The sequence below is a fragment of the Simplicispira sedimenti genome (assembly GCF_022760965.1).
Lineage (GTDB): Bacteria > Pseudomonadota > Gammaproteobacteria > Burkholderiales > Burkholderiaceae_C > Simplicispira > Simplicispira sedimenti.
The window spans coordinates 1-26,553 of sequence record NZ_JAKVIJ010000011.1 but is presented as its reverse complement, the minus strand read 5'-3'; the positions used below and the strand labels follow the sequence as shown (position 1 = coordinate 26,553).

Sequence of the window (26,553 nt, the reverse complement as noted above, 5' to 3'; positions counted from 1 at the left end):
GATCTCGGATCACTACAATACTAGATACGATGTATATTATGTTAAATAATAAAAACAAGGAGGTCTGGGTATTCCGTCGTCGCCAGGCCTGATCCAACCACGCTGCCCCTCATTCCCTCGAAAAGATGGCGTGCTGCGTCTTGGTGGCACGCTCGTACTGGCGCGCAATGCTGCCACAGACCAAATCGCACAACGCGTAGACCGATTCATCGGCAATGCTGTAGTACACGCTGGTGCCACGGCTCTCACGGCGTACCAGGCCTTGCTGGGTCATCAGGGACAAATGTCGGGAGATGTTGGCTGCCGTGTAGCCGCAGAGTTGGGCCAGTTCACCGACATTGCGTTCGCCCTCACGCAAAAGGTTGAGGATGCGCAGGCGCGTGGGCTCTGCCAACGTCTGGAAGTAAGCGGCGACCTGCTGCAGGGCTTCTGGCGGGAGGTTTTTCATCGGAATATTCCTAGTGCGGGCGCTGAAAGGCACCCGCAGACATCGCTGTCACAGGGTTGCCATGATACATCGTTTGACTAATTAGCTGTTTGGCTAAATAATTCAGTCAACAAATGTTCTGCAACGCATCGCGAAGGAGATTGCAATGACTTCCTGGCAAGTGGTCCGCCTGTTGGCGGGTACCTTCATCCTGCTGTCCCTGGCCCTGGGTATTCCAGGCAGTCCGCTGTTCATGAGCCAATGGTGGCTGGCGTTCACCGCCTTTGTAGGCGCCAACCTGCTGCAAAGCGGGTTCACCAAGTGGTGCATGCTGGAAAACATCTTGCGCAAGCTGGGCATCCAGCCGGGCTGCTGATTGCCGATGGCTTCGGGCATGGGTTCCGAGACCGGCACTGACGCCGCCCCCATCCTGGTGGACGTTCGTTCACCCGGAGAGTTTGCTTCTGGCCATGTCGAAGGAGCATTGAACTTGCCCCTGGATCGACTGCAGGTTGACGCACCCAAGGCCTTGCCAGACCCGTCTGCCGAGGTGCTGCTGTACTGCCTGTCCGGAGCCCGCTCGCAGATGGCCATGGTGTGGCTACAGCAAATGGGCTACACCGGCGCACGCAACGGAGGCTCCGTGGGCATGGTGGCCATGCAGATGGGGCGTGCCATTCAACGCAACTGATACCTACAAAGGATAGCCATGAGCGAGAGCAACGTCCGCATCACCCTGCGTCAACAGCAGGACTACCAGTTCCAGGTCGATTTTGGCGAGGGGATTCCACCCCTGCTGGCCGACGAGCCCGCGCCGCTGGGCACGGGGCAGGGTCCCTCCCCCGTGCAGTTGCTGGCGGCTGCCGTGGGCAACTGCCTGTCGGATTCGCTGCTGTTTGCCCTGCGCAAGTTCAAGCAGACGCCCGAACCATTGCACTGCACCGTGGACGCCGAGATCGGCCGCAACGAGCAAAAGCGCCTGCGCGTGCTCAAGATGACCGCCGCCCTGCACTTGGGCGTACCCGCCTCCAGCCTGGAGCACCTGGACCGCGTGCTTGACCAGTTTGAGGCCTATTGCACCGTGACCCAGAGCGTGGGCCAGGGCATTCCCATTGAGCTGCACGTATTTGACAGCAGCGGCCAGCGCCTCAAGTGACCCTGCCAGGCAATCTCCATACTTCAACCAGAAAGGAAAACCATATGAAACACAATGCTGGATCTCTGGATCGCATCCTGCGCATCGTCGCCGGGTTGGTCTTGATTGCCCTGGCTGCCACGGGCACGGTGGGCGTTTGGGGCTGGATCGGTGTCGTGCCGCTGGCCACGGGCCTGTTCGGCTTTTGCCCGGCCTATACGTTGCTGGGCATCAACACCTGTCCGATGAAAAAGTAAAACACGTACTTCTCTTGGTAAAAATGGCTTGTAGCGCTCTATCCACGGGCGCTACAAGCTATATTTTTTATAGCAATTCTCAGCCGCAAGTACAACCGCAGCCGCATCCCTGCGCTGCATTGGCGGCAGGTGCAGCGCCCTCCTCCTGCGTCTGGCGGCTGCGCAGGCCCAGCTTGCGCAGCAGTTGCAGGTCGGCGTTGGCGTCCGGGTTACCGGTGACCAGCAGCTTGTCGCCGTAAAAAATCGAGTTGGCCCCCGCCAGAAAGCACAGCGCCTGCACGGCCTCGCCCAGTTGCTGGCGCCCGGCCGACAGGCGCACGCGTGCTTTGGGCATGGTGATGCGGGCCACGGCAATCATGCGCACAAAGTCCAGCGGGTCGATCGGCTCGCTCTCGGCCAGCGGTGTGCCGGGCACGCGCACCAGGTTGTTGATGGGCACCGAGTCCGGGTAGGGGTTCAGGTTGGCCAGTTGCGCAATCAGCCCGGCGCGGTGCACGGGCGCCTCGCCCATGCCCACAATGCCGCCGCAGCACACGCGCAGGCCCGCATCGCGCACGTTCTGCAGGGTGTCCAGCCGCTCCTGGTACTGGCGTGTGCTGACCACGTCCTGGTAGTACTCGGGCGCGGTGTCCAAGTTGTGGTTGTAGTAGTCCAGCCCGGCGGCCTTGAGGGCCAGGGCCTGGTCCGGCTGCAACATGCCCAGCGTGGCGCATGTTTCCAGCCCCAGACCTTTGACGGCAGAAATCAGGCCGGCCACTTTGTCGATGTCGCGGTCCTTGGGGGCGCGCCAGGCGGCGCCCATGCAAAAACGGGTGGCGCCCGCCTGCTTGGCGGCCTGCGCGGCCTGCAGCACCTCGTCCACCTCCAGCATTTTTTGGGCTTTGACGCCGGTGTCGAACTCGGCGGACTGCGGGCAATAGCCACAGTTTTCGGGGCAGCCGCCGGTCTTGACGGACAACAGCGTGGCCAGTTCGATGTCGCCCTCGGGCCAGTGCTGGCGGTGCACAGATTGAGCTTCGAACACCAGGTCGAGCAAAGGGCGATCGAGCAGCGCCTGCACAGCGGCCACCGGCCAGCGCTGATGCACAGCGGCCTGCGCTGGTGGGACTGGAACATGCAGCTGCACCGGTTGGGTGCCAAGGTTCTGGGTCATGCAATACCTCCTACGTCCGTGATCCTGCCTGGTGCAGCCCAGGGCAGTTCAGGTAACAAATTGCGCCATGCTTTTCATGATGGCGAAGCGCAGCGGAGGATTTTGTCCCATAAATTCATGGGTATTGCGGCCACACGGCTCACATATTGCGCCATTATTTTGACACAAGAAAATGCCCTATCTGCACGTATTTTTGCGTGCAGATAGGGCGTTTTGGCAACCACAGGGTGCTGTTTGCTGCAACCGCATTCATTGGCGCCGATCTGGCGCCCCAATGCATGTTTCAGGCATGAACCAGGCGTGCCGCCATCGGGCTGCGGCGAATGACAAACTTCTCCAGCTCGGCCACCAGAAACACCAGCAAGCCGGCCCCCAGCACCTTGGCCCATTCCAGCGCGCTCAGGTCCGCCGAGCCAAAAATTCCCTGCATGAGCGGTGTGTGCGTGAATGCCCATTGCAGCGGAATGCAGGCCGCCAGCGCCCACAGCACCATACGGTTGCCGGTAAGCCCCTGGCGGCTGAGCACCGGGGCCAGGATGAAGCGGCTGTTGACGAGGTAGAACATTTCGGCGACCACCACGGCGTTCACGGCCATGGTGCGTGCCACCTCGATGCTGCTGCCTGCCTGCAGCTCCCACAGGAACAGGCCCAGCGCGCCCGTCATCATCAGGGCCGACACCATCAGCACCCGCCAGACAAAAAAGCCCGACAGCAAGGCCTCGCCGGGAGGCCGGGGCGCCCGCGACATCAGGCCACGCTCCGCAGGCTCGAATGCCAGGGCCAGGCCCAGCGTGCTGGATGTGACCATGTTGATCCACAGCACCTGCGCGGGCGTGAGCGGCAGCGTCAGTTCAAACAGGATGGCGGCAATGACCACCATCGCTTCACCCCCGTTGGTAGGCAGCATGAACAGTACGAACTTCTTGAGGTTGTCGTACACCGCCCTGCCCTCGCGCACCGCTGCGGCAATGGTGGCAAAGTTGTCGTCGGCCAGCACCATGTCGGAGGCCTCCTTGGCCGCCTCGGTGCCTTTCTTGCCCATGGCCACGCCCACATCGGCACGCTTGAGGGCCGGGGCGTCGTTCACACCGTCACCGGTCATGGCCACCACCTGCTGGTTTTCCTGCAGGGCATGCACCAGGCGCAGCTTGTGCTCAGGGCTGGCGCGGGCGAAAACGTCCACCTCCATGGCCACGCTGCGCAGTGCGGCGTCGTCCATCAGCGCCACCTCGGCGCCCGTGATGGCGGGCTTGCCTGCACCTATGCCCAGTTGCGCACCGATGGCGCGGGCGGTTTCGGCATGGTCGCCGGTGATCATCTTCACGCGGATGCCCGCGTGGTGGCACTCGCGCACGGCCTGCATGGCTTCTTCGCGCGGCGGGTCGATGATGCCCACCAGGGCCAGCAGCATGAAGCCATGCTCCATGTCGGCCATGTCCAACTGCGCCTTGCCAGCGTCGGTGCGCTTGCACGCCAGGGCCAGCAGGCGCAGGCCCTGCGCGGCGGTGTCGGTGGCCATGCGGCGCCAGTGGTCCACGTCCAGGGGCTTTTCGCCGTCATGTGCCAGTTGCGAGCCACACATGTCCAGAATCCGCTCGGGCGCGCCCTTGGCAAAAATCCAGGCGTCGCCATCGCCGTCCTGGTGCAGCGTGGCCATAAAGCGGTGCTGCGACTCGAACGGGATGGAGTCACGCCGGGGCCAGGCCTGCGCGCCCTGCTCCTGGGTAAAGCCCGTTTTGCCACCCAGCACCAGCAAGGCGCCCTCGGTCGGGTCGCCCACCACGCTCCAGACGCCTGTGTCCTCGTTCAGGCGGGCATCGTTGCACAGCACACCGGCGCGCACCGCCATGGCCAGTGCGGGGTAGCGGGCCACGTCGATGGTGCGACCGTCAATGCTGCAATCACCCACCGGGGCGTAACCCACACCACCCACGTCGAACACATGGCCTGCGCAGACCACACGTTGCACAGTCATCTCGTTGCGGGTAAGCGTGCCAGTCTTGTCCGAGCAAATGACGGTGACCGAGCCCAGGGCCTCCACCGCAGGCAGGCGGCGGATGATGGCGTGGCGCCGGGCCATGCGCTGCACGCCCAGCGCCAGGGTCACGGTCATGATCGCGGGCAGCCCCTCGGGGATGGCCGATGCGGCCAGCGCCACGACCATCATGAACATCTCGGACGCATCGTGCCCGCGCAGCCAGGTGCCCAGCGTAAAGGTCAGCGCCGAGATGCCGAGAATGACCACCGCCAGCACGCGCCCAAAATGGTCCACCTGGCGCAGCAGCGGCGTGGTCAGGCTCTGGATGCCCGAGAGCATCTGGTTGACCTTGCCCAACTCGGTGGCAACGCCCGTGGCCACGACCACGCCCTTGGCCTGGCCGTACACCACCAGCGTGCCGGAATAGGCCATGCAGCGGCGGTCACCCACCGGCGCATCGGGCAAAACGGTGGCCGTGTCTTTTTCGGCTGGCAGGGATTCGCCCGTCAGAGCCGATTCGTCCACGCGCAGTTCCTTGTGCGCGATCAGGCGCAAATCGGCGGGCACCCGGTCGCCGGAGGCCAGCAGCACCACGTCGCCGGGCACCAGCGCTGCGGCGTCGATTTCACGCTGAACCCCGTCGCGCAGCACCATGGCGTGGGGCGAGAGCATGGCCCGGATGGCGTTGAGCGCCGACTCGGCCTTGCCTTCCTGCACAAAACCGATGATGGCGTTGACCACCACCGCCATGAGCAGCACCCCGGTGTCCACCCAATGCCCCAGCAACGCGGTGATGAGCGCCGATCCCAGCATCACGTACAGCAAGATGTTGTGGAACTGGAGCACAAAGCGCAGCAGCGGCCCACGCTGGCGCGGTGGCGCCAGGCGGTTGAGGCCGTGGGTGGCCAAACGCTCCCTGGCCTCGGTCTCGCTCAGCCCCTGGGGGCCGGTGCGCAGGGCTTCTTCGGTCTGATCGGTACCCAAGGTGTGCCAGAGTGGGTTGGCAGGGACCTTGGTGTGCTTGCTCGAACGGTTGGGCGGTGTCATGGGCAATGCAACGGTGGTGGGCGGGATGGTTTGGGAAGCTGTGCTCCACTGATGGGAGACAATGCCAGCGCAATGGTTCAGCCTGCGCTGCCAGTATGGCCCAACCCCCAACGAGGACCGCGATGACCTCCTTCCAACGCATTCTGGTTGCTACCGACCTTTCCGCCCCTGCCCGGCGCGCAGCGGAGCGCGGCGCCATGCTCAGCCGCCAGACCCAGGCTGCGCTGGACCTGCTGCATGTGGCCGATCTATCGCCGCTGGACCATCTGCGCCAGTGGCTGCCTGGTCAGGCGCAAGACATGCCCCAGCGCGTGCTGGAGGCTGCCCAGGCCCAGGTGCAGGCCCTGGCCGACCTGCTGCGGCAACGCCATGGCGTGGCAGCGAACACCCATGTCCGCACCGGGGCAGTGACGAACGAACTGGTACGCATCGTGAAGGAGCTGCAGGCGGACCTGCTGGTCTGCGGTGCACGGGGGGAAAGTGTGGTGCGCCACCTGCTGCTGGGCACCACGGCGCAGCGCATTCTCAGAACCACGCCCTGCCCGGTGCTGGTGGTCAAGCAGTCGCCGCACGAAGGCTACCGGCGCGTGCTGGTGCCCGTGGATTTTTCTGACGCCTCACTGGGCACGCTGGCACTGGCGCGCCGCATCGCACCTGGTGCCGAGCTGGTGCTGCTGCACGCTTTCGAGGTGCCGTTTGAAGGCCACCTGCGCTATGCCCGCGTCGAGGAAGACACCCTCACCCAATACCGCACGGTGGCGCGCCAGGTGGCCACCGAAAAACTGGAGGCCCTGCGTGTGCAAGCGGGCCTGGCCAGTGAGGAATGCCACTGCATCGTTCAGTACGGCGACCCGGCCCTGCGCACCGTGGAGCAGGAGCAAGACCAGGACTGCGACCTGATCGTCATGGGCAAGCACGGCGAAGGCCCCGTGGCCGACCTGCTGCTGGGCAGCGTCACCAAGCACGTGCTGGCCGAGTCGCAGTGCGACGTGCTGGTGTCCGTGTAGGCGGGTCAGCCCAGCGCGGCGATCACCTCGGGCGGTGCCTGCACCAGTTCGATCAGCACGCCCTCACCGGCCACGGGAAACTCCTCGTTGCTCTTGGGGTGCAAAAAGCAGATGTCATAGCCCGCAGCCCCCTTGCGGATGCCGCCGGGCGCAAAACGCACGCCCTGGGCCGTGAGCCACTCCACGGCCGCGGCCAGGTCGTCGATCCACAGGCCGATGTGGTTGAGCGGCGTGGTGTGCACGGCGGGCTTTTTGTCGATATCGAGCGGCTGCATGATGTCCACCTCGACCTTGAAGGCGCCCTGCCCCATGGCCAGGATGTCCTCGTCCACGTTCTCGCGCTCGCTCTGGAAGGTGCCGGTCTGCTCCAGGCCCAACATGTCCACCCACAGCTTTTTCATGCGGCCCTTGTCGGTACCGCCAATGGCGACCTGCTGGATGCCCAGCACTTTGAAGGGGCGGATTGCGTTGCTCATTGATGTACTCCTGATTTGATAGCTGCTCGCGCAATAAATACGGGCGCTAGAGCCTAAAAAAACTATGAAAAAGGGGCGCAAGGCCCCTTTTCACGGAATGGCGCTGGATCACTGGAATTCCAGAATCACCTGGTCCACCGCGAGCGACTCACCCTTGCCCGCGACGATCTTGCCCACCACGCCGTCCTGCGCGGCAAAGAGGATGTTTTCCATCTTCATGGCCTCGATCACGGCCAGCTTTTCGCCGGCCTGGACCTTCTGGCCCGGCTGCACGGCAACGTCCACCAGCAGGCCAGGCATGGGCGAGAGCAGGAACTTGGACAGATCCGGCGGCGCCTTGAAGGGCATGAGCTGGTGCAGCCGTGCGCCCAGCGGCGAGAACACCATGGCCTCGACCTGCGTGCCGTTGTGCGCAATGCGCAGCGCCAGCGGGTTCTTGCCTACACCGCGCTCGACCTGGGCGGTAAAGCCCTGGCCGTTGCAACTGCCCTGCACACGGATCTGGCCCAGCGTTGCAGTGCTACTGATTTGATAGCTCTTGCCGCCCACCAGCACAGCGCTGGAGCCCGATTTGTCTTCAAAGTCGGACACCGTGACCTCGTGGTGCTGGTTCTTGCCCTCGGCCCCCAGGGTGACCACGACAAACTGCTCGCCCACCCGCACCTCATGCCCGGCCAACTGGCCGCTGATGCCCGAGGCACGCGCACGGTAGCGGCGGTGCATGAAGGCGGCCAGCGCCACCAGGAACTGCGGGTCGTCGTGCGGCACGTCCTCGGCCGCAAAGCCCTTGCCGTAGTGCTCGGCAATGAAGCCGGTGTTGAAGTGCCCCGACACAAACTTGGGATGCGCCAGCAGCGCGGCCTGGAACGGGATGTTGCTGCTGATGCCGCGGATGACGAAGCCGTTGAGCGCAGCGCGCATCTTGGCGATGGCGTCGTTGCGGTCCGTGCCGTGCACGATGAGCTTGGCAATCATCGAGTCGTAGTACATCGGGATCTCGCCGCCCTCGTACACGCCCGTGTCCACGCGCACTCCCAGCTTCTTGCTGGTGTCGGACTGGAACATGCTCTCCTCGGGCGGCTGGAAGCGCACCAGGCGGCCGGTGGAGGGCAAAAAGTTGCGGAACGGATCTTCAGCGTTGATGCGGCACTCGATGGCCCAGCCGTCGCGCTTCACATCGGCCTGCGTCAGCGGCAGCTTTTCGCCCGCCGCCACGCGGATCATGAGTTCCACCAGGTCCAGGCCGGTGATGCACTCCGTCACCGGGTGCTCCACCTGCAGGCGGGTGTTCATTTCGAGGAAGTAGAAGTCCTGGTCCTTGCCGACCACGAACTCCACCGTGCCCGCGCTCTGGTACTTCACCGCCTTGGCCAGCGCCACGGCTTGCTCGCCCATGGCCTTGCGTGTGGCATCGCTGATGAAGGGCGACGGCGCTTCCTCGATCACCTTCTGGTGACGGCGCTGGATGGAGCACTCGCGCTCGTTCAGGTACACCACGTTGCCGTGGCTGTCGCCCAGCACCTGGATCTCGATGTGGCGCGGCTCCTGCACGTATTTTTCGATGAACACGCGGTCGTCGCCAAAGCTGTTGCGCGCCTCGTTCTGGCACGACGCGAAGCCTTCAAACGCCTCCTTGTCGTTGAAAGCCACGCGCAGGCCCTTGCCACCGCCGCCCGCGCTGGCCTTGATCATCACGGGGTAGCCAATGCCCTTGGCAATCTCCACCGCCTGCTCGGGGCCGGAAATGGCGTCGTTGTAGCCGGGGATGGTGTTGACCTTGGCCTCATTGGCCAGCTTCTTGGACGCGATCTTGTCGCCCATGGCCGCAATCGAATGCGCCTTGGGGCCGATGAAGGCAATGCCTTCGTCCTCGCAGCGCTTGGCAAAGGCCTCGTTCTCGCTCAGGAAGCCGTAGCCGGGGTGCACGGCCTGCGCGCCGGTCTGCTTGCAGGCCTCGATGATCTTGTCGGCCAGCAGGTAGGACTCGCGCGAGGGCGCTGCGCCAATGCGCACGGCCTCGTCGGCCAGCTTGACGTGGCGGGCTTCCTTGTCGGCGTCGGAATAGACGGCCACGGTTTGGATGCCCATCTTCTTGGCCGTTGCAATCACTCGGCACGCAATTTCGCCACGGTTGGCGATCAGGATTTTGGTGAACATGTGTGATCTCCTGGTTTCTTGTTCTTCTTACAGCGGAATGTTCCCGTGCTTGCGCCAGGGGTTCTCAAGCTTCTTGTCGCGCAACATGACCAGCGAGCGGCAGATGCGCTTGCGCGTCTCGTGCGGCAGGATCACATCGTCGATGAAGCCACGCGCACCGGCCACGAAGGGGTTGGCGAAGCGGGCCTTGTATTCGGCTTCCTTGGCGGCGAGCTTTTCGGGGTCGCCCTTGTCTTCGCGGAAGATGATTTCCACCGCGCCCTTGGCGCCCATCACCGCGATTTCGGCGTTGGGCCAGGCAAAGTTCACGTCGCCGCGCAGGTGCTTGGAAGCCATCACGTCGTACGCGCCGCCGTAGGCCTTGCGGGTGATGACGGTGATCTTGGGCACGGTGCACTCGGCATAGGCGTACAGCAGCTTGGCGCCGTGTTTGATGATGCCGCCGTATTCTTGAGAAGTGCCGGGCATGAAGCCGGGCACATCGACAAAGGTGACCACGGGGATGTTGAACGCATCGCAGAAGCGCACAAAGCGCGCGGCCTTGATGGAGCTCTTGATGTCCAGGCAGCCCGCCAGCACCAGCGGCTGGTTTGCCACGATGCCCACCACCTGGCCCTCCATGCGGGCGAAGCCGATGAGGATGTTCTTGGCGTATTCGGGCTGCAGCTCGAAGAAGTCGCCGTCGTCCACCGTCTTGACGATCAGCTCCTTCATGTCGTAGGGCTTGTTGGGGTTGTCGGGCACCAGGGTGTCCAGGCTGCGGTCTGCGCGGTCGGCCGGGTCCTTGCTGGGGCGCACGGGCGGCTTTTCGCGGTTGTTCAGCGGCAGGTAGTTGTACAGGCGGCGCAGCATGAGCAGCGCCTCCACGTCGTTCTCGAAGGCCATGTCGGCCACGCCGCTCTTGGTGGTGTGCGTCACGGCGCCGCCCAGTTCCTCGGCGGTCACTTCCTCGTGCGTCACGGTCTTGACCACTTCGGGGCCGGTCACGAACATGTAGCTGCTGTCCTTGACCATGAAGATGAAGTCCGTCATGGCGGGCGAATAGACCGCGCCACCCGCGCAGGGGCCCATGATCATGCTGATCTGCGGAATCACGCCGCTGGCCATCACGTTCTTCTGGAACACGTCGGCATAACCACCAAGCGAAGCCACGCCTTCCTGGATGCGCGCGCCGCCCGAGTCGTTGAGGCCGATCACGGGGGCGCCCACCTTCATCGCCTGGTCCATGACCTTGCAGATTTTCTCGGCATGCGCCTCAGACAATGCGCCGCCGAACACGGTGAAGTCCTGGCTGAACACGAACACCAGGCGGCCGTTGATCATGCCGTAGCCCGTCACCACGCCGTCGCCAGGGATCTTGTTGCCTTCCATGCCAAAGTCGGTGCAGCGGTGCTCGACGAACATGTCCCATTCCTCGAACGTGCCGTCGTCCAGCAGCAGCTCGATGCGCTCGCGCGCGGTGAGCTTGCCTTTCTTGTGCTGGGCGTCGATGCGCTTTTGTCCGCCGCCCAGGCGGGCCAGCTCGCGCTTTTTCTCCAGTTGGTCCAGGATGTCTTGCATGGTTCGTCCTTTTGAGTGAACTTGGGTGGTGGTTGTTTTGCTATTGATTTGATAGCTGCTTGCGCTTATCCGTATTGCGCTGCAAGCAGATTTCTTGCCGCAGTGGAGGGCGCGATGCGCCCTGCCGTCACATCCTGCTGCATGCGGGGCAGCAGCGCGCGCACCTGCGGGTGCTGGTGGAATGCGTGCTTGAGCCCGGCCTCGATGCGCTCCCACATCCAGGCCAAGGCCTGCTTTTCGCGGCGCGCGGCCAGGCGGCCGTTGGCGGTCTGCAGGTCGCGGTACTGCTGCACGGCAACCCAGAAGCCGGCTATGCCCTGCCCTTGCAGCGCGCTGATCTGCACCACCTGGGGGTGCCACTGCGTCTGGTCATGGTGGGCGTGCTCGGGGTTGCCGTGCTGGCTCAGCAGGCGCAGGCTGGAGGTGATCTGGGCCTGGGCACGCATGGCAGCGTTGGCGTCAATGTCGGCCTTGTTGATGGCCACCAGGTCGGCGATTTCCATCACGCCCTTCTTGATGGCCTGCAGATCGTCGCCCGCATTGGGCAGCTGCAGCAGCACGAACATGTCGGTCATGTTGGCCACGGCGGTTTCGCTCTGGCCCACGCCCACGGTTTCGACGATGACCACGTCATAGCCTGCCGCTTCGCACACCAGCATGGCCTCGCGGGTTTTTTCGGCCACGCCGCCCAGCGTGCCGCCGCTGGGGCTGGGGCGGATGTAGGCGCTCTCGTTCATCGAGAGGTGCTCCATGCGCGTCTTGTCGCCCAGGATGGAGCCGCCCGAGACGCTGCTGGACGGATCCACCGCCAGCACCGCCACGCGCAGGCCCTGGGCGATCAGGTACAGCCCCAGCGCCTCGATGAAAGTCGATTTGCCCACGCCCGGCACGCCGCTGATGCCCAGCCGGAACGCCTTGCCCGTGTGCGGCAGCAGCTGCGTGAGCAGCGCGTCACCCTGCGCGCGGTGGTCGGCGCGGGTCGATTCCAGCAGCGTGATGGCCTTGGCCATGGCGCGGCGCTGCACGGCGGCGCTGCCATGGACGATGCCATCAAACAGGGCGTCAGGTGTCACACGCGGGCCTTGCGGATTTGCTCCAGCACATCCTTGGCGCTGGCGGGAATCGGCGTGCCGGGGCCGTAGATGCCCTTGACGCCCGCTTCGTACAGGTGGTCATAGTCCTGCACCGGGATCACACCGCCCACAAAGACCACGATGTCGTCAGCGCCCTGGTCCTTGAGCGCCTGGATGATGGCGGGCACCAGCGTCTTGTGACCTGCGGCCAGGGTGGAAACGCCCACGGCGTGCACATCGTTCTCGATGGCCTGGCGCGCGCATTCTTCGGGGGTCTGGAACAGTGGGCCGATGTCCACGTCAAAGCCCAGATCGGCAAACGCGGTGGACACCACCTTGGCGCCACGGTCGTGGCCGTCCTGGCCCAATTTTGCAATCATCACGCGCGGGCGTCGGCCCTCTTGCTCGGCGAAAGCGGAGATCTCGGCCTTGAGCTTGTCCCAGCCCTCGGCGGAATCGTAGGCAGCAGCGTACACACCAGTCACCTTTTGCGTTTCGGCGCGGTGGCGCCCATAGACCTTTTCCAGCGCATCGGACACCTCGCCCACCGTGGCGCGCAGACGCACGGCCTGGATCGACAGATCCAGCAGGTTGCCCTGGCCCGATTCGGCCGCCGCCGTGAGCGCATCCAGCGCGGCCTGCACCTTGGCGGCATCGCGCGTGGCGCGGATCTGCTGCAGGCGGGCGATCTGGCCGTCACGCACCTTCATGTTGTCGATCTGGAGGATATCGACCGGGTCTTCCTTGGCCAGCTTGTATTTGTTGACGCCCACGATCACGTCCTTGCCCGAGTCGATGCGCGCCTGCTTCTGCGCTGCGGCCGCCTCGATCTTGAGCTTGGCCCAGCCGCTGTCCACGGCCTGGGTCATGCCACCCATGGCCTCGACCTCTTCGATGATCGTCCAGGCGGCGTCGGCCATGTCCTGGGTGAGCTTTTCCATCATGTAGGAGCCCGCCCAGGGGTCAATCACGTTGGTGATGTGGGTCTCTTCCTGGATGATGAGCTGCGTATTGCGCGCAATGCGGGCCGAGAACTCGGTGGGCAGCGCGATGGCTTCATCGAGCGCGTTGGTGTGCAGGCTCTGCGTGCCGCCGAACACGGCCGCCATGGCCTCGATGGTGGTGCGCACCACGTTGTTGTACGGGTCCTGCTCGGTCAGGCTCCAGCCGGAGGTCTGGCAGTGCGTGCGCAGCATCAGGCTCTTGGGGTTCTTGGCGTTGAAACCCTTCATGATGCGGCACCACAGCAGGCGCGCGGCACGCATCTTGGCCACTTCCAGGTAGAAGTTCATGCCGATGGCCCAGAAGAAGGAGAGGCGACCGGCGAACTCGTCCACGTCCATGCCCTTGGCGATGGCGGTCTTCACGTATTCCTTGCCGTCGGCCAGGGTGAAGGCCAGCTCCAGCGCCTGGTTGGCGCCAGCCTCCTGCATGTGGTAGCCCGAAATCGAGATCGAGTTGAACTTCGGCATGTTCTTGGCCGTGTACTCGATGATGTCGCCGATGATCTTCATCGACGGCTTGGGCGGGTAGATGTAGGTGTTGCGCACCATGAACTCTTTCAGAATGTCGTTCTGAATGGTTCCGGAGAGCTTGTCCTGCGAGACGCCCTGCTCTTCCGCCGCCACCACGTAGCCGGCCAGCACGGGTAGCACGGCGCCGTTCATGGTCATGGAGACGCTGACCTTGTCCAGCGGGATCTGGTCGAACAGGATTTTCATGTCCTCGACCGAATCAATGGCGACGCCGGCCTTGCCCACGTCGCCGGTCACGCGGGGGTGGTCGCTGTCGTAGCCGCGGTGCGTGGCCAGGTCGAAGGCCACCGAAACGCCCTGCCCGCCCGCGGCCAGCGCCTTGCGGTAGAAGGCATTGGATTCCTCGGCGGTCGAGAAGCCAGCATACTGGCGGATGGTCCAGGGGCGCACCGCGTACATGGTGGCCTGCGGGCCGCGCAGGTAGGGCTCAAAGCCCGGCAGCGTGTTGGCGTGCGGCAGGCTGGCCGTATCTTCGGCGGTGTAGAGGGGTTTCACCGTGATGCCGTCGGGCGTCACCCAATTCAACGCCTGGATATCGCCGCCTGGTGCCGACTTGGCGGCTGCCTTGGCCCAGTCGGCCAGTGAGGCGGTGGCAAAACTGGGCGCGTTGGTGGGTTTGGATTCACTCATGGCGGGCATTCTCCGGCGGTTGCGTTGCTCTGTGTCAGGGCTTCAGGGGATTCCCTGTGTAACGACGAGTTTACATCATTCATAATTATTCATTCAAAATATTGTTTGCAGCTTACAATCGCACCCATGTCTGCCGTTACCCTCACCCCCCGCGCCCTGTATGAAGATGTGGCCGAACTGCTGCGCCAACGCATCTTTCGGCGCGAGCTGGAGCCCGGCAGCTGGATTGACGAGCTGAAAATTGCCGAGGAGCTGGGCATCAGCCGCACCCCACTGCGCGAAGCCCTCAAGGTGCTGGCCGCCGAGGGCCTGGTCACCATGAAGGTACGCCGAGGGGCCTACGTCACGGAGATGTCGGAAAAAGACCTGCGCGACGTGTACCACCTGCTCAGCTTGCTGGAGAGTGACGCCGCCGCCGTGGTGGCAGCCAAGGGCAATACGGCAGACCTCCAATCCCTGCAAGCCCTGCATGAAGAACTGGAAGCCGCCGCAGGTGAGCGCGATCGGTTCTTTGCCATCAACGAGCGCTTCCACATGCGCCTGCTGGAACTGGCCGACAACCGCTGGCGCAGCCAGATGGTGGCCGACCTGCGCAAGGTCATGAAGCTCAACCGCCACAACTCCTTGCTCAAGCAGGGGCGCATTGAGGATTCGCTGCAGGAGCACCGCCGGCTGATGCAGGCCTTGTGCACGCACGACGCCCAGGCCACGCGCCAGGCCATGCAGGATCACTTCCACCAAGGGCTGGAAGCGGCCACCTAGCGCGTCGAAAGGCCTTGCGAGGCGGGGCCATGGCGGCTGGGGCGCTATAGTTTCAGGGTTTACCCTGAATTGCGGTGCACCTGTTCGCCCCGCCCCTTCGCCCCATGACCACCCTTCCCCAAGACCTCGCAGCGGTGCAGACACTGCCCGAGTTGCTGGCCTATCGCGCCGCCCGCACCCCGAACGCTCCGGCCTACCAGGCTTTTGATCCTTCACTTCAGAGTTGGCAGACCCTGAGCTGGGCCCAGGCCGCGCAGCGCGTGCAGCAGTGGAGCCAGGCGCTGGCCGCCATGGCACTGCCCCCCGGCGCGCGCGTTGCCATCCTGCAGCCCAATGGGCTGGACGCCATGAGCATCGACCAGGCCACGCTGGCCTGCGGCCATGTGCCAGTGCCGCTGCACGCCATCGACAACCCCGGCAGCATTGCCTACATCCTGTCGGACTGCGAGGCTTCGGTGCTGGTGCTGGAGCGCGAGGAGCAGTGGGAGCGCATCCGTGCCGTGGGCACCGATCTGCCCCAATTGCGCTGCGTGCTCGTCACCCAACCCACGCAGGCCAGCGACCTGCAGGCCCCGGTACCGCGCTGGACGCTTGCCGACTGGCTGGCACACGGCGCCACCTGCCAGCACCAGATCATGCCCCCGCGTGCCGACGACCTGGCTGCCATCGTCTATACCTCGGGCACCACCGGCAAACCCAAGGGGGTGATGCTGACGCACGGCAACGTCATGGCCGACGTCAAGGCGGTGCTGCAGCGCGTGACCCCCACGGTGGACGATGTGTTTCTGTCGTTTCTGCCGCTGTCGCACACCTTCGAGCGCACGGCGGGCTACTACCTGCCCATGGCGGCGGGTTGCTGCGTGGCCTACGCGCGCTCGGTGGCGCAGTTGTCCGAAGACCTGCGCACGGTGCGCCCCACGGTGCTGGTGTCGGTGCCGCGCATTTACGAGCGGGTGCACGCCAAGGTGCTGGAGTCGCTGGCCCCCTCGCGCCTGCGCACCCAGTTGTTCGAGGCCGCCGTGGCCGTGGGCTGGCGGCGCTTTTGTGCTGCCCAAGGGCTCCCTGCCCCTGGCGCCGATGACGCCCGGGCCGCAGGCCTGTGGGCCGCCCTGCCCTGGCCGCTCTTGCAGCGTCTGGTGGCCAGGCCGCTGCTGGAACAGTTCGGCGGGCGTGTGCGCGTGGCCATCAGTGGCGGCGCGCCGCTGTCGGCCAGCATTGCGCGCTGTTTTCTGGGCCTGGGCCTGCCCGTGTTGCAGGGTTACGGCATGACCGAAACGGCGCCCGTGGTGGCCGTCAATGGGCTGGACGACAACCACCCGGCCAGCGTGGGCCGGGCGCTGCCGGGCGTCGAGGTGCGCATTGGCGACAACCGCGAGCTGCAGGTGCGCGGTCCCATCGTGATGCAAGGCTACTGGAAACGGCCCGAGGACACGGCACGCATCCTCTCGCCCGAGGGCTGGCTGGGCACGGGCGATCAGGCCGAGATTGTGGATGGGCGCATCTACATCCGCGGCCGCATCAAGGAAATCATCGTCACCTCTACCGGCGAGAAAGTGCCCCCGGCCGACCTGGAACTGGCCGTGACCTCCGACCCGCTGTTTGAACAGGCCTTTGTGGTGGGCGAGAACCTGCCCTTCATTGCCTGCGTGGCGGTCGTCCACCCTGAAGAGTGGCAGCGTGTGGCGCGGGGCCTGGGGCTGGACCCGAAGGATGCCGCCAGCCTGGCCCACCCTGCCGTACAGCAGGAGGCATTGGCACGCATTGCCCGCCAAACGGCCGGTTTTGCGCGCTATGCCGTGCCCCGAGCGGTGCACCTGGTCACCGAGCCCTGGAGCATCGAGAACGGCATGATGACCCCCACCCTCAAGCTCAAGCGCGCCAACCTCTTGGCGCGCCATGCCGCCGCCATCGAGGCCATGTACCAGCGCCCAGGGGCACGTTGACAGCCTGTTGCGTTGCGTGCAGCACGCTGCGGGCCTGAAAACAATCGGAAACATCTGGCCGGATGGCTGTACCTGCCCTATGCTACGGACAGGTCAGCCATCCAACGCAGCAGCATGAAAACCGCAGAAAACCCCGTCGTGTACGGCATCGAAGACATTCTCACCAGCCTGTGCAACTCGGTCACCCGGGTGCTCAACAAGGCCACGCAGAGCGAAATCCACTACTCCGGCATGGTGCAGCGCATCACGCGCACCTGCCTCAAGCCGGACATCGGCTGCTTTGTGCTGTTCGACGGCGGGTTCTCGGGTTTGGTCATCATCAACTTCTCGGCCCAGGCAGCCATGGAGCTGTATTCCAAGTACATGCTGCACATGGGCATGGCGCGTGAAGACCTGGCGGGCTCGTTCACCGCCGACGAGGTGGGCAACGTCATGGGCGAACTGATGAACCAGGTCCTGGGCGACTTCACCAGCAAGGTGCACCGCGAGTTGCAAACCCACATCACCCAGAGCCAACCCAAGATGATGGCGCTGAACAAGCAGGTCCTGCTCAGCGTGGACGCGAACCTGGACCAGCCCGAAGCCCGGCGCGTGACGTTCTACACCGCGTCCAACCACCTTTTCTACCTGGAAATGGCGATTGACCGCACCGAGTTCATCAAGCTCTACGACTTTGCCCCCCAGGAAGCGCCCGATCCCGATGCCCTGATTGCGCAGGCGCACGAATTGGGTGCCCAAGCCGCGCCTGCTGCACCGGCAGCGCCCAGCGACACGGACGACCTGCTCAGGTCGCTGGGCATGTAGCTCACACCGCGCAGGCCTCTGCGCAGGTTTCGGGCTGCGTGGCGTACACGCTGCCAAAGCGGTTGGCCAGAAAATCGGTCAGCGCCACCTGTTCCTGCCCCACAAAGCCCTGCTGCGGCAGCTTCCCCTGGGCCACCAGATCCAGTGCGGCGCAAATGCCCGCGGCCGTGGTGCGCTGGATCGCGCTGAGGCGGTGCCCATCGACCTCGCAGCCCAGAATGCGCGAGGAATGCGATTCCTGCACCAGGCGGCCGCCCTGCACTCCGGTGCTGCTGGCGAACACCACGATCACGTCCTGCTCGGTGGTGGGAATGGCGGCCTCGAAAATCTCTTTCAGCAGATCGCGCCGCTCGCGCAAGCGCAGGTCGTTGAGCAGGAGCTTCAGGATGGCGCAATGCCCAGGGTAGCGAATGGACTTGTAGTCCACCTGGCGCGCACGGCCCGCCAGGGTTTCGGTCAGCGTGCCCAGGCCGCCCGAGGTGTTGAAGGCCTCGTACTCCACGCCGTCCAGCGCAAAGGTTTCCAACCCGTCGAGCGCGGCCACCGTGGTCTTCGCGCCGTCCACAATCGCCTCGCAAGGGTTGCAGTATTCGTTGATCAGGCCCTCGGTGCTCCACGTCAGGTTGTAGCGCAGCGCACCCTGGGGGTAGCGTGGCAGCGCGCCCACGCGCATACGCAGGCTGTGCAGCTCGTCGAAACGGCGCGCCAGGTCATTGCCCACAATGCCGATGAAGCCCGGCGCCAGGCCGCACTGCGGCATCAGCACGCTGCGTGCACCTTGGGCCAGGGCGCGAATGGCCTGGGTGCTGGGCACATCCTCGGTCAGGTCAAAGTAATGCACCCCGGCGCGCGCGCACAGGGTAGCCACACCCACGGCGCAGTGGAACGGCAATGCGTTGAGCACGGCAAAGCGCCCTTCGATGGCGCGCTGCAGTTCGGCATCGTCGCCCGTGGTGCAGGTGGCTACGCCCAGCGCCGCCACAGCGTGCAAGCGCAGCGGATCGCGATCGGCGACCAGTACCTCGTAGTCGCCGCTGCGCGACAGCAGCAGGGCCATGGCAAAGCCGATATGGCCTGCGCCCAGGATGGTGATGGAACGGCGGGGGGTGGTCATGGTGTGTCTCCTCGTTTTGTTGGATGGCGGCCGTCGTGCGGCCTTGGGAGATGCTAGGCCCTGGTGCTGTCAATGTGTAGCGTGCAATTCGGCGAATACGGATTTAATATTCGTCATTCCGACGAAATGGCCCGACACACCATGCACCCTACCCTGGATGAGACCGATCGCCAGCTTCTGAGCCTGCTGCAGACCAACGCCCGTGAGAGCACCGCCACCCTGGCAAGGCAATTGGGGCTGGCGCGCACCACCGTGGTGTCGCGCATCGCGCGGCTGGAGCGCGAAGGCGTGGTGGCGGGCTACGGTGTGCGCCTGGGCACGCGCATGGACCAGGCCACCGTGCGCGCCTGGTGCAGCCTCAGCGTACTGCCGCAATCGGCCCCCCAGGTGCTGCGCGCCCTGGCTGCCATGCCCGAGGTGGAGGAGGTGTCGGCCGTGAGCGGGCCGTTTGACTACCTGGCCTTTTTGCGCTGCCCCAGCCACGAGCGACTCGACGCCCTGCTCGACCAGATCGGCCAGACCGATGGCGTGCACCGCACACAAACCAGCATCGTGCTTAGCCGCAAGATTGACCGCCGCGGGATTGGGTAACACCCCCCTGTGGCGCCGCGCGCCTTCTCCCTGCTCTCGCAGCGCTGCGCGCTGCGGGCAGGGGGACGCCCCCAGCGTGGCGGGGCGGCCCTGGCGCGGGGGCTGTTGCGCAGGGAAGCGCCTATGCAGACGTTGTGTAACGCCCGGTAAACGCTCTATTTTTCATAGCTACTGACGCTTACTCAATAAGCGCTGGAGGCCAATTTCATTCAACATCAAATTGGTCTGCATTCTTGCCCTGGATGGGGGCATAGAACGCTTTGATGCGGGCCATATCGGCCTCTACGTCGCCCGTGGGCTCAAACAACGGCCCCAGGCCGCCCACCTTGCGGCCATAGTCCACAAATGCCAGCACGATGGGAACGCCTGCCTGCTGGGCGATGAAGTAAAAGCCCGTTTTCCAATGGCGCGTCTTCCCGCGCGTGCCTTCGGGCGGAATGATGAGCTGCATGGGCCCTTCGGCCTCGCGCATGGCCTGGGCCGAGCTGGCAACCAGCTTGTTGTTCTGGCTGCGGTTGACCGGAATGCCCCCCAGCCAGCGCATCAGCCCCCCGAACGGCGCGCGAAAGATGCTCTGCTTGCCCATCCAGTACACACGCAGATTCAGCACAAAGGCCAGCATCAGGGTGTAGGGCAGGTCCCAGTTGCTGGTGTGTGGTGCGGCAATCAGCACGCTCTTGGCCGCCTGCGGGGGCAGGCTGCCCTCCACCCTCCAGCCGCCGAGCCGTAGCAAGGCCATCGACAGGCTGCGCAGCAAGGTGTTGACAACAGGGGTATCAAAAATGGTGCGGTGGCGCATGGAAACAAGGGCTGTGCATGCACCAAGGGTGATCTTGATACTTCTTGCAACAAACGGGCGCGAGTGTATCAGTGCCACCCCGCCTCGCCCTGACATAGGCCAACAATGCCGCCCCCGTGCGTCTCAGCGTTAACCCTTACGAAGATATCTTAAATATTCTGCTAATATATTTAACAACGATCGACGATCCACCGTTTCACCCACCCACAGGAGTTCCATCCATGAGCACGACCCGCTGGCAAGGCATCTTCCCCGCCGTGACCACCAAGTTCCACCCCGATGAGCGCATCGACGCCGAAGGCACGGCCCGCCACATCGACTTCCAGATCCGCAACGGCATTCATGGCGTCGTCACCTGCGGCTCGCTGGGCGAGGCCAGCACGCTGTCGCTCGAAGAAAAGCTCGAAGTCGCGCGCATCGCGATGGAGGCCAGCGATGGCCGCGTGCCCGTGCTGGCCAACGTGTCGGAAACCAGCACCCGCGACGCGCTGCGCTACATCGACGCCGCCAACAAGCTCGGCGTGGCCGGCTACATGGTCATGCCCTCGGTCATCTACGTGGCCGACGCCCGCGAGGCCATGGCCAACGTGCGCGCCATGGCCAAGGCCGCGCAGCGCCCGCTGATGGTTTACAACAACCCCGTGGCCTACCGCGTGGACCTCAAGCCCGAGCACATGCTGGAGCTGGCCGACTGCGAGCAGGTCGTTGCCGTCAAGGAGAGCACGGGCGACATCCGCCGCGTGACCGACCTGCGCAACACCGTGGGCGACCGCTACCAGATCTTCTGCGGCGTGGATGACCTGGCCTATGAAGCCCTGGCCCTGGGCTGCGACGGCCTGGTGGCCGGCGTGGGCTGCGCCTTCCCGCGCGAAACCGTGGCGCTGTACGAGCTGATGAAGGCCGGCAAGTTCGCCGAGGCCCTGGCGCTGTACCAGTGGATGACGCCCATGCTGCACCTCGACGTGTCGAACAAGCTGGTGCAGAACCTCAAGCTCATCGACGCGCTGGTCGGCGTGGGCACCGAGCATGTGCGCCTGCCGCGCATGCCGCTGGTGGGTGCCGAACGCGAGTTCGTCACCGCCGTGGTGCAGAAGGCCCTGGCCAACCGCCCCGCCCAGTACCGTTCGGTCGCCTGACACCGCCACGGAGCCCAGCCATGCCCTCCTCCAGCCCCACCCCGGACAGCACGCCCGGCCATGGCTGGGCCCGCGGGATCCAGCGCGCCTCGGCCGCGATCCTGCGGGCCGAGCGCCTGGCCCTGATGGCACTCATGGGCCTGCTCGCGCTGATGATCCTGCTCAACGTCGCCACGCGCTATTCCGGCGTACCGATCTACTGGGTGGACGAAGCAGCGGTCTACCTCGTGGTGTGGCTGTGCTTCGTCGGCGCCTCCACCATGACGCGGCTGCGGCTGGACTTCGCCGTCACGCTGCTGACCGACGCCGTGGGCGAGCGCCATGCGCGCCGCCTCAAGGCGCTGTCCACCGCCTGCGTGTTCCTCTTTGGCTGCGCGCTGATCGCCATGTGCTGGGTGTGGATGGACCCCGTGGGCATCGCGCGCCACGGCTTCGACGCCCGCGAGTACGCGGCCGAAAGCTTCAACTTCCTCTACACCGAACGCACCCAGACCCTGAACTGGCCCACCTGGGTGGTGCAGCTCGTGCTGCCGCTGTTCGCGCTGTGCTTCACCCTCCATGCGGCGGCCAACCTTGTCGAGGACCTGGGCCTGCGGCCCCGCGCCGCCATCGCCGGCTTCGACCTCGGCAACGCCGAGGAAACCGTCAACTGAACCCGCACGGATCGACACCATGACCACTGGCCTGTTCTTCCTCGCCGTCATGCTGCTGGGCGTGCCCATCGGCGTGTGCCTGTGCCTCGCGGGCATCGTCTATATCTTCGCCACCGACGCCACGGTGCTGTTCCAGTCCTTTCCCTCGCAGATGTTCGGCGGCGTGGACAGCTACGGCCTGATCGCCATCCCGCTCTTCATCCTGATCGGCGAGATCATGGGCAGCGGCGGCATCACGCGCCGCCTGGTCGATCTGGCAATGGGCTTCGTCGGCGCCGTGCGCGGCGGCCTGGCCTATGTGAACGTGCTGGCCAACATGATGCTGGCCTCCATCATCGGCTCGGCCACGGCACAGGTGGCCATCATGTCCAAGATCATGGTGCCCGAGATGGAAAAGCAGGGCTACGACAAGACCTTCGCCGCCGGCGTCACGGTCTACGGCGGCATGCTCGGCCCCATCATCCCGCCCTCGGTGATGTTCGTGGTCTACAGCGTGCTGGCCCAGGTGGCCGTGGGCGACATGCTCATGGCGGGCATCCTGCCCGGCATCCTGCTGACGGTGCTGTTCTTCATCGTCATCGCCTGCATGGGGCTCGTCTACAACTACCCGCGCAGCGAGAAGAAGACACTGCGCGAGCGCGCCCGCACCATCGCGCTGGCCTCGCCCACGCTGCTCATTCCCATCGTCATCGTCGGCTCCATCCTCGCGGGCATCGCCAACCCGACCGAATCGGCCGCCGTGGGCGCCGTGGTCTCGGCGCTGGTGGGCCGGTTCGTGACGCGCGAACTGCGCTTTTCCATGCTGCCGCAGATCCTGCTGCGCTCGGCCGTGTACTCGGCCATCGTGCTGTTCCTGGTCGCGGCGGCCGCCGTGTTCTCCTGGCTGCTGATCTACGGCAAGGTGCCGCAGGCCGCCGCCGCCTGGATCCAGACCGTGGCCAAGGACCCGGTGAGCTTCCTGCTCATCACCAACGTGATCCTGCTGGTGATCGGCACCGTGATCGACGGCATCCCGGGCCTGATCATGACCGTGCCCATCCTGCTGCCCATCGCCACCGAGATCTACCACATCGACCCGCGCCACTTCGGCGTGGTGGTGGTGGTGAACCTGGTGCTGGGCCTGATGTCGCCCCCCGTGGGCCTGAGCTTCTTCGTCGCGGCGGCCGTGACGGGCGCCAAGCCCGGAAAGATGTTCCTCGTCACCCTGCCCTTCTTTCTGATCTGCTGCGCCGCGCTGGTGCTGCTGTCGCTGTTCCCCAGTCTCTCCCTCGGCCTCCTTGATTGATCCTCCCACCCACGAAAGGCATTGCACCATGAACCTGTCCCGCCGCCACTTCGTCCAGGCCAGCGCCGCGCTGGCTGCCCCCGCCTTCATCGGCCAGGCCCGCGCCCAGGCCAAGGAATTCCGCCTCGGGCTCATCACGCCCGCGGGCCATTCGTGGAACCGCGCCGCGCTGGCCTTCGGCGAGTCGCTCAAGAAGGAAACCGGCGGCCGCCTCTCGGCCACGGTGTTCCACTCGGGCCAGCTCGGCAACGAGGCCGCGATGATGCAGCAGCTGCAGACCGGCGCGCTGGACATGGGCTGGATCCAGGCCGCCGAGCTGGGCTCGCGCGTGGCCAGCATCGCCTCGATCAACGCGCCCTACCTGGTGCGCTCCACCACCGACGTGGCCCGGCTGGTGCGCCACGAGGCCGCGCTCAAGCTGCTCGACGTGCTGCCGCGCGAGACCGGCACCATCGGCCTGGGCTGGGGCATCACCGGCATGCGCGTGGTGTTCTCCACCCGCGAGATCGGCGGCACCAAGGACATCAAGGGCATGAAGCTGCGCATCAACCCCACGCCGGTGTACCGCGACTTCTACCAGCAGCTGGGCGCCGCGCCCACACCCATCCCCACGCCGCAGGTGTTCGACGCCATGGCCAACGGCCAGGTGGACGGGCTGGAGGCCGACATCGAGTTCTCGTGGAACCAGCGCTTCGACAAGGTGGCCAAGTCCATGCTGCAGATGAACGCGCTGTTCATGCCCTTCGCGCCGCTGGTCTCGGGCCGCGTCTGGCAAGGCCTGAGCGCCCCGGACCGCGAACTGATCCGGGGCCTGGTGCGCCAGTCGCTCGACGCGCAGATCCGCGACATCGTGACCACCGAGCTGGGTCTGATCGAGAAATTCAAGGCAGTTCCCTTCCCGATCAAGACCGAGCCCACCCTGGACGTGGCCGAGCTGGCGCGCGAGTTCGACAAGATCTGGTTGTCCAAGGCGCCGCAGATCGCCGAGTTGCGCAAGGTCGGCGCCGCCCTGTAACCACGCTCCCGTGGTCCGGGCACCGCCCGGGCCACGCCCCACCTTCCTACCGCATCGCCATGGACACCCGTACCTCTCCGCTCTCGCTGCTCAACGACCCTTCGCTCCTGAAAACCGATGGCCTCATCAACGGCCAGTGGATCAGCGGAGCCAGCCGCTTTGCCGTACACGACCCGGCCACCGGCGCCCTGCTGGCCAACGTGGCCAACCTGGGCCCCCAGGATGCCCAGGCCGCCATCGCCGCCGCCAACGCCGCCTGGCCTGCCTGGCGCGCCAAGACCGCCAAGGAGCGCTCCATCCTGCTGCGCAAGTGGTATGACCTGCTCATGCAGCATCAGGACGATCTGGGCCGCATCATGACCGCCGAGCAGGGCAAGCCCCTGCCCGAGGCCAAGGGCGAGGTGGCCTATGGCGCCAGCTTTGTCGAGTGGTTCGCCGAAGAGGCCAAGCGCGTCAATGGCGAGACCCTGCCGCAGTTCGACAACAACCGGCGCCTCTTGGTGCTCAAGCAGCCCATCGGTGTCTGCGCGGCCATCACGCCCTGGAATTTCCCGCTGGCCATGATCACGCGCAAGGTCGCCCCGGCCCTGGCCGCCGGCTGCCCGGTGGTCATCAAGCCGGCTGAGCTCACGCCGCTCACGGCCCTGGCCGCGGCCGAGCTGGCGGTGCGCGCGGGCATTCCCGCCGGTGTGCTCAATATGCTCTCGGCCGATGCCGCCAATTCCATTGCCATCGGCAAGGTGCTGTGCGAGAGCGATGTGGTGCGCCACATCAGCTTCACCGGCAGCACGGAGGTGGGCCGCATCCTCATGGCGCAGAGCGCGCCCACGGTCAAGAAGATGTCGCTGGAGCTCGGCGGCAATGCGCCTTTCATCGTGTTTGACGATGCCGATATCGACAGCGCTGTGGAAGGGGCCTTCGCCAGCAAGTACCGCAATGCCGGCCAGACCTGCGTGTGCTCCAACCGCTTCTATGTGCAGGAGGGTGTGTACGAGGAGTTCGTGCAGAAGTTCGCCGCCAAGGTCCGGACGGCCAAGGTGGGCAATGGCTTCGAGGAGGGCGTGAACCAGGGTCCGCTGATCGAGGAGGCCGCCCTGGAGAAGGTGCAGCGCCATGTGGAGGACGCCATTGCCAAGGGCGGCCAGGTGCTCACCGGCGGCAAGCGCCTGTCCTCCCTGGGTTCGGGCCAGTTCTACGAGCCCACGGTGGTGGCCGGTGCCACGCCCGACATGCTGTGCGCGCGCGAGGAGACCTTCGGCCCCTTCGCCCCGGTGTTCAAGTTCAAGACCGAGCAGGAGGCCATCGCCGCCGCGAACAACACCGAGTTCGGCCTGGCGAGCTATTTCTACAGCCGCGACGTGGGCCGCATCTTCCGCGTCAGCGAGGCGCTGGAGTACGGCATGGTGGGCATCAACGTGGGCATCCTGGCCACCGAGCATGTGCCCTTTGGCGGCGTCAAGCAGTCCGGCCTGGGCCGCGAGGGCTCCCACCATGGCATGGATGACTACGTCGAGATCAAGTACCTCTGCGTGGGCGATATCCTCCAGTAACAAACAGGCCGCTGGGGCGCGGCAGACATACGCCGAATTGATTACTTTGGATTTTTATTAATGCCACTGAAATCACGATCCGCTCTGGCAGACTCGCTGCGCGTGTTTTTCGCATTTGTCTGTACCCAGACAACTCCGCCCCCGGGCGCTGGGCTATCCGCCCGGCGCCCCTGGGTTCCCTCTCCATAACCCTTCCCGGAACCATCACCATGCAATTGTTCTCCCTGAAAACCACCCTGGTGGCCACTGCCGCCCTGGCCTGCGCCGCCTCCGCCCTGGCCCAGGAACAGATCGTCAAGATCGGCCACAGCGGCCCCCTCTCCGGCCCCAACACCTTTGCCGGGCGCGACAACGACAACGGCGTGCGCCTGGCGGTCGAAGAGCTCAATGCCCGCAAGATCAGCGTGGGTGGCAAGACGCTGAAGTTTGAAGTGGTTTCCGAGGACGACCAGTGCGACGCCAAGAC

Annotated in this window: 25 protein-coding genes; 15 read left to right on the top strand and 10 right to left on the bottom strand. The window is 65.1% G+C overall.

Annotated elements, in window-relative coordinates; genetic code table 11:
* Positions 1-109: 109 nt before the first annotated feature.
* Complete coding sequence (locus MJ602_RS12535) at positions 110-448, bottom strand: ArsR/SmtB family transcription factor (protein WP_162016247.1); 339 nt, start codon at positions 446-448, stop codon at positions 110-112.
* A 145-nt stretch (positions 449-593) separates the two neighbouring features.
* Between MJ602_RS12535 and MJ602_RS12530 the strand changes: the two genes are divergently transcribed.
* The 4 genes from MJ602_RS12530 to MJ602_RS12515 are packed head-to-tail and all read left to right on the top strand — an operon-like array spanning position 594 to position 1,819.
* Positions 594-803, top strand: a complete 210-nt coding sequence (locus tag MJ602_RS12530; RefSeq protein ID WP_162016248.1) for a YgaP family membrane protein — start codon at positions 594-596, stop codon at positions 801-803.
* 18 nt (positions 804-821) lie between these two features.
* Positions 822-1,118: a rhodanese-like domain-containing protein gene (locus tag MJ602_RS12525; RefSeq protein ID WP_243021107.1), complete on the top strand. Its 297-nt coding sequence runs from the start codon at positions 822-824 to the stop codon at positions 1,116-1,118.
* An 18-nt stretch (positions 1,119-1,136) separates the two neighbouring features.
* The gene (locus MJ602_RS12520; RefSeq protein WP_243021106.1) at positions 1,137-1,583 is read left to right on the top strand and encodes an OsmC family protein; all 447 of its coding nucleotides are present in this window, start codon (positions 1,137-1,139) and stop codon (positions 1,581-1,583) included.
* 44 nt (positions 1,584-1,627) lie between these two features.
* Positions 1,628-1,819 carry a YgaP family membrane protein gene (locus tag MJ602_RS12515; RefSeq protein ID WP_243021105.1) on the top strand — a complete coding sequence of 64 codons (192 nt, stop codon included), beginning with the start codon at positions 1,628-1,630 and terminating at the stop codon, positions 1,817-1,819.
* Between the two features lie 79 nt (positions 1,820-1,898).
* Here MJ602_RS12515 and bioB read toward each other — a convergent pair whose 3' ends face one another.
* Both bioB and MJ602_RS12505 read right to left on the bottom strand, forming a co-directional pair.
* Complete coding sequence (bioB, locus tag MJ602_RS12510) at positions 1,899-2,972, bottom strand: biotin synthase BioB (protein ID WP_243021104.1); 1,074 nt, start codon at positions 2,970-2,972, stop codon at positions 1,899-1,901.
* Positions 2,973-3,255: 283 nt separating this feature from the next.
* Entirely contained in the window at positions 3,256-5,997 is a 2,742-nt protein-coding gene (locus MJ602_RS12505) for a cation-transporting P-type ATPase (protein ID WP_243021103.1), read from the bottom strand.
* Between the two features lie 122 nt (positions 5,998-6,119).
* Here MJ602_RS12505 and MJ602_RS12500 point away from each other — a divergent pair, with 122 nt between their 5' ends.
* Positions 6,120-7,004 carry a universal stress protein gene (locus MJ602_RS12500; protein ID WP_243021102.1) on the top strand — a complete coding sequence of 295 codons (885 nt, stop codon included), beginning with the start codon at positions 6,120-6,122 and terminating at the stop codon, positions 7,002-7,004.
* A 5-nt stretch (positions 7,005-7,009) separates the two neighbouring features.
* On the opposite strand, the gene MJ602_RS12495 is transcribed toward MJ602_RS12500, so the two are convergent.
* The 5 genes from MJ602_RS12495 to scpA form a co-directional block, all read right to left on the bottom strand.
* Positions 7,010-7,480 carry a VOC family protein gene (locus MJ602_RS12495; protein WP_243021101.1) on the bottom strand — a complete coding sequence of 157 codons (471 nt, stop codon included), beginning with the start codon at positions 7,478-7,480 and terminating at the stop codon, positions 7,010-7,012.
* Between the two features lie 108 nt (positions 7,481-7,588).
* On the bottom strand, positions 7,589-9,637 hold the full coding sequence (locus tag MJ602_RS12490; RefSeq protein WP_243021100.1) for an acetyl-CoA carboxylase biotin carboxylase subunit: 2,049 nt from the start codon (positions 9,635-9,637) through the stop codon (positions 7,589-7,591).
* Between the two features lie 27 nt (positions 9,638-9,664).
* Positions 9,665-11,197, bottom strand: a complete 1,533-nt coding sequence (locus MJ602_RS12485) for an acyl-CoA carboxylase subunit beta (RefSeq protein WP_243021099.1) — start codon at positions 11,195-11,197, stop codon at positions 9,665-9,667.
* A 65-nt stretch (positions 11,198-11,262) separates the two neighbouring features.
* Complete coding sequence (gene meaB, locus MJ602_RS12480) at positions 11,263-12,270, bottom strand: methylmalonyl Co-A mutase-associated GTPase MeaB (RefSeq protein ID WP_243021098.1); 1,008 nt, start codon at positions 12,268-12,270, stop codon at positions 11,263-11,265.
* Entirely contained in the window at positions 12,267-14,435 is a 2,169-nt protein-coding gene (gene scpA / locus MJ602_RS12475; protein ID WP_243021097.1) for a methylmalonyl-CoA mutase, read from the bottom strand. The genes meaB and scpA overlap by 4 nt, the downstream gene beginning before the upstream one ends.
* Before the next feature lie 126 nt (positions 14,436-14,561).
* Here scpA and MJ602_RS12470 point away from each other — a divergent pair, with 126 nt between their 5' ends.
* From MJ602_RS12470 to MJ602_RS12460, 3 genes are all read left to right on the top strand, one after another.
* Complete coding sequence (locus tag MJ602_RS12470; protein ID WP_162016274.1) at positions 14,562-15,197, top strand: GntR family transcriptional regulator; 636 nt, start codon at positions 14,562-14,564, stop codon at positions 15,195-15,197.
* Between the two features lie 104 nt (positions 15,198-15,301).
* Positions 15,302-17,140, top strand: a complete 1,839-nt coding sequence (locus MJ602_RS12465) for an AMP-dependent synthetase/ligase (protein WP_243021096.1) — start codon at positions 15,302-15,304, stop codon at positions 17,138-17,140.
* Positions 17,141-17,254: 114 nt separating this feature from the next.
* Positions 17,255-17,944: a DUF3334 family protein gene (locus MJ602_RS12460; protein ID WP_243021095.1), complete on the top strand. Its 690-nt coding sequence runs from the start codon at positions 17,255-17,257 to the stop codon at positions 17,942-17,944.
* A gap of 1 nt (position 17,945) precedes the next feature.
* Here the strand turns inward: MJ602_RS12460 and MJ602_RS12455 are convergent, their stop codons facing one another.
* Entirely contained in the window at positions 17,946-19,058 is a 1,113-nt protein-coding gene (locus tag MJ602_RS12455) for a saccharopine dehydrogenase family protein (RefSeq protein ID WP_162016277.1), read from the bottom strand.
* A gap of 141 nt (positions 19,059-19,199) precedes the next feature.
* Between MJ602_RS12455 and MJ602_RS12450 the strand changes: the two genes are divergently transcribed.
* Positions 19,200-19,649, top strand: coding sequence for an Lrp/AsnC family transcriptional regulator (locus MJ602_RS12450; protein ID WP_162016278.1), 450 nt, complete (start codon positions 19,200-19,202; stop codon positions 19,647-19,649).
* A 205-nt stretch (positions 19,650-19,854) separates the two neighbouring features.
* Here MJ602_RS12450 and MJ602_RS12445 read toward each other — a convergent pair whose 3' ends face one another.
* Positions 19,855-20,448: a lysophospholipid acyltransferase family protein gene (locus tag MJ602_RS12445; protein ID WP_243021094.1), complete on the bottom strand. Its 594-nt coding sequence runs from the start codon at positions 20,446-20,448 to the stop codon at positions 19,855-19,857.
* A gap of 221 nt (positions 20,449-20,669) precedes the next feature.
* On the opposite strand from MJ602_RS12445, the gene MJ602_RS12440 reads away from it, so the two are divergent.
* The 6 genes from MJ602_RS12440 to MJ602_RS12415 all read left to right on the top strand — a co-directional run.
* Positions 20,670-21,584, top strand: coding sequence for a dihydrodipicolinate synthase family protein (locus MJ602_RS12440; RefSeq protein ID WP_243021093.1), 915 nt, complete (start codon positions 20,670-20,672; stop codon positions 21,582-21,584).
* 20 nt (positions 21,585-21,604) lie between these two features.
* Positions 21,605-22,237: a TRAP transporter small permease gene (locus MJ602_RS12435; protein ID WP_162016281.1), complete on the top strand. Its 633-nt coding sequence runs from the start codon at positions 21,605-21,607 to the stop codon at positions 22,235-22,237.
* Positions 22,238-22,256: 19 nt separating this feature from the next.
* On the top strand, positions 22,257-23,522 hold the full coding sequence (locus MJ602_RS12430; protein WP_243021092.1) for a TRAP transporter large permease: 1,266 nt from the start codon (positions 22,257-22,259) through the stop codon (positions 23,520-23,522).
* A gap of 28 nt (positions 23,523-23,550) precedes the next feature.
* A complete protein-coding gene (locus tag MJ602_RS12425; protein ID WP_243021091.1) occupies positions 23,551-24,537 on the top strand; it encodes a TRAP transporter substrate-binding protein in 987 nt (328 codons plus the stop codon).
* 59 nt (positions 24,538-24,596) lie between these two features.
* Positions 24,597-26,087, top strand: coding sequence for an NAD-dependent succinate-semialdehyde dehydrogenase (locus MJ602_RS12420; protein WP_243021090.1), 1,491 nt, complete (start codon positions 24,597-24,599; stop codon positions 26,085-26,087).
* A gap of 209 nt (positions 26,088-26,296) precedes the next feature.
* Positions 26,297-26,553, top strand: a 257-nt coding sequence (locus MJ602_RS12415; RefSeq protein WP_243021089.1) for an ABC transporter substrate-binding protein, incomplete at its 3' end; no start/stop codon positions are given.

Bases quoted from the DNA above. Each gene is read 5' to 3' on its own strand.
- MJ602_RS12525 (WP_243021107.1), top strand. From the start codon at position 822: ATGGGTTCCGAGACCGGCACTGACGCCGCCCCCATCCTGGTGGACGTT.
- MJ602_RS12470 (WP_162016274.1), top strand. From the start codon at position 14,562: ATGTCTGCCGTTACCCTCACCCCCCGCGCCCTGTATGAAGATGTGGCC.
- MJ602_RS12445 (WP_243021094.1), bottom strand. From the start codon at position 20,448: ATGCGCCACCGCACCATTTTTGATACCCCTGTTGTCAACACCTTGCTG.
- MJ602_RS12430 (WP_243021092.1), top strand. From the start codon at position 22,257: ATGACCACTGGCCTGTTCTTCCTCGCCGTCATGCTGCTGGGCGTGCCC.
- MJ602_RS12440 (WP_243021093.1), top strand. From the start codon at position 20,670: ATGAGCACGACCCGCTGGCAAGGCATCTTCCCCGCCGTGACCACCAAG.
- MJ602_RS12460 (WP_243021095.1), top strand. From the start codon at position 17,255: ATGAAAACCGCAGAAAACCCCGTCGTGTACGGCATCGAAGACATTCTC.
- MJ602_RS12520 (WP_243021106.1), top strand. From the start codon at position 1,137: ATGAGCGAGAGCAACGTCCGCATCACCCTGCGTCAACAGCAGGACTAC.
- MJ602_RS12495 (WP_243021101.1), bottom strand. From the start codon at position 7,480: ATGAGCAACGCAATCCGCCCCTTCAAAGTGCTGGGCATCCAGCAGGTC.
- MJ602_RS12515 (WP_243021105.1), top strand. From the start codon at position 1,628: ATGAAACACAATGCTGGATCTCTGGATCGCATCCTGCGCATCGTCGCC.
- MJ602_RS12465 (WP_243021096.1), top strand. From the start codon at position 15,302: ATGACCACCCTTCCCCAAGACCTCGCAGCGGTGCAGACACTGCCCGAG.
- MJ602_RS12485 (WP_243021099.1), bottom strand. From the start codon at position 11,197: ATGCAAGACATCCTGGACCAACTGGAGAAAAAGCGCGAGCTGGCCCGC.
- MJ602_RS12420 (WP_243021090.1), top strand. From the start codon at position 24,597: ATGGACACCCGTACCTCTCCGCTCTCGCTGCTCAACGACCCTTCGCTC.
- MJ602_RS12435 (WP_162016281.1), top strand. From the start codon at position 21,605: ATGCCCTCCTCCAGCCCCACCCCGGACAGCACGCCCGGCCATGGCTGG.
- MJ602_RS12450 (WP_162016278.1), top strand. From the start codon at position 19,200: ATGCACCCTACCCTGGATGAGACCGATCGCCAGCTTCTGAGCCTGCTG.
- MJ602_RS12500 (WP_243021102.1), top strand. From the start codon at position 6,120: ATGACCTCCTTCCAACGCATTCTGGTTGCTACCGACCTTTCCGCCCCT.
- MJ602_RS12490 (WP_243021100.1), bottom strand. From the start codon at position 9,637: ATGTTCACCAAAATCCTGATCGCCAACCGTGGCGAAATTGCGTGCCGA.
- MJ602_RS12530 (WP_162016248.1), top strand. From the start codon at position 594: ATGACTTCCTGGCAAGTGGTCCGCCTGTTGGCGGGTACCTTCATCCTG.
- MJ602_RS12535 (WP_162016247.1), bottom strand. From the start codon at position 448: ATGAAAAACCTCCCGCCAGAAGCCCTGCAGCAGGTCGCCGCTTACTTC.
- scpA (WP_243021097.1), bottom strand. From the start codon at position 14,435: ATGAGTGAATCCAAACCCACCAACGCGCCCAGTTTTGCCACCGCCTCA.
- MJ602_RS12505 (WP_243021103.1), bottom strand. From the start codon at position 5,997: ATGACACCGCCCAACCGTTCGAGCAAGCACACCAAGGTCCCTGCCAAC.
- bioB (WP_243021104.1), bottom strand. From the start codon at position 2,972: ATGACCCAGAACCTTGGCACCCAACCGGTGCAGCTGCATGTTCCAGTC.
- MJ602_RS12455 (WP_162016277.1), bottom strand. From the start codon at position 19,058: ATGACCACCCCCCGCCGTTCCATCACCATCCTGGGCGCAGGCCATATC.
- MJ602_RS12425 (WP_243021091.1), top strand. From the start codon at position 23,551: ATGAACCTGTCCCGCCGCCACTTCGTCCAGGCCAGCGCCGCGCTGGCT.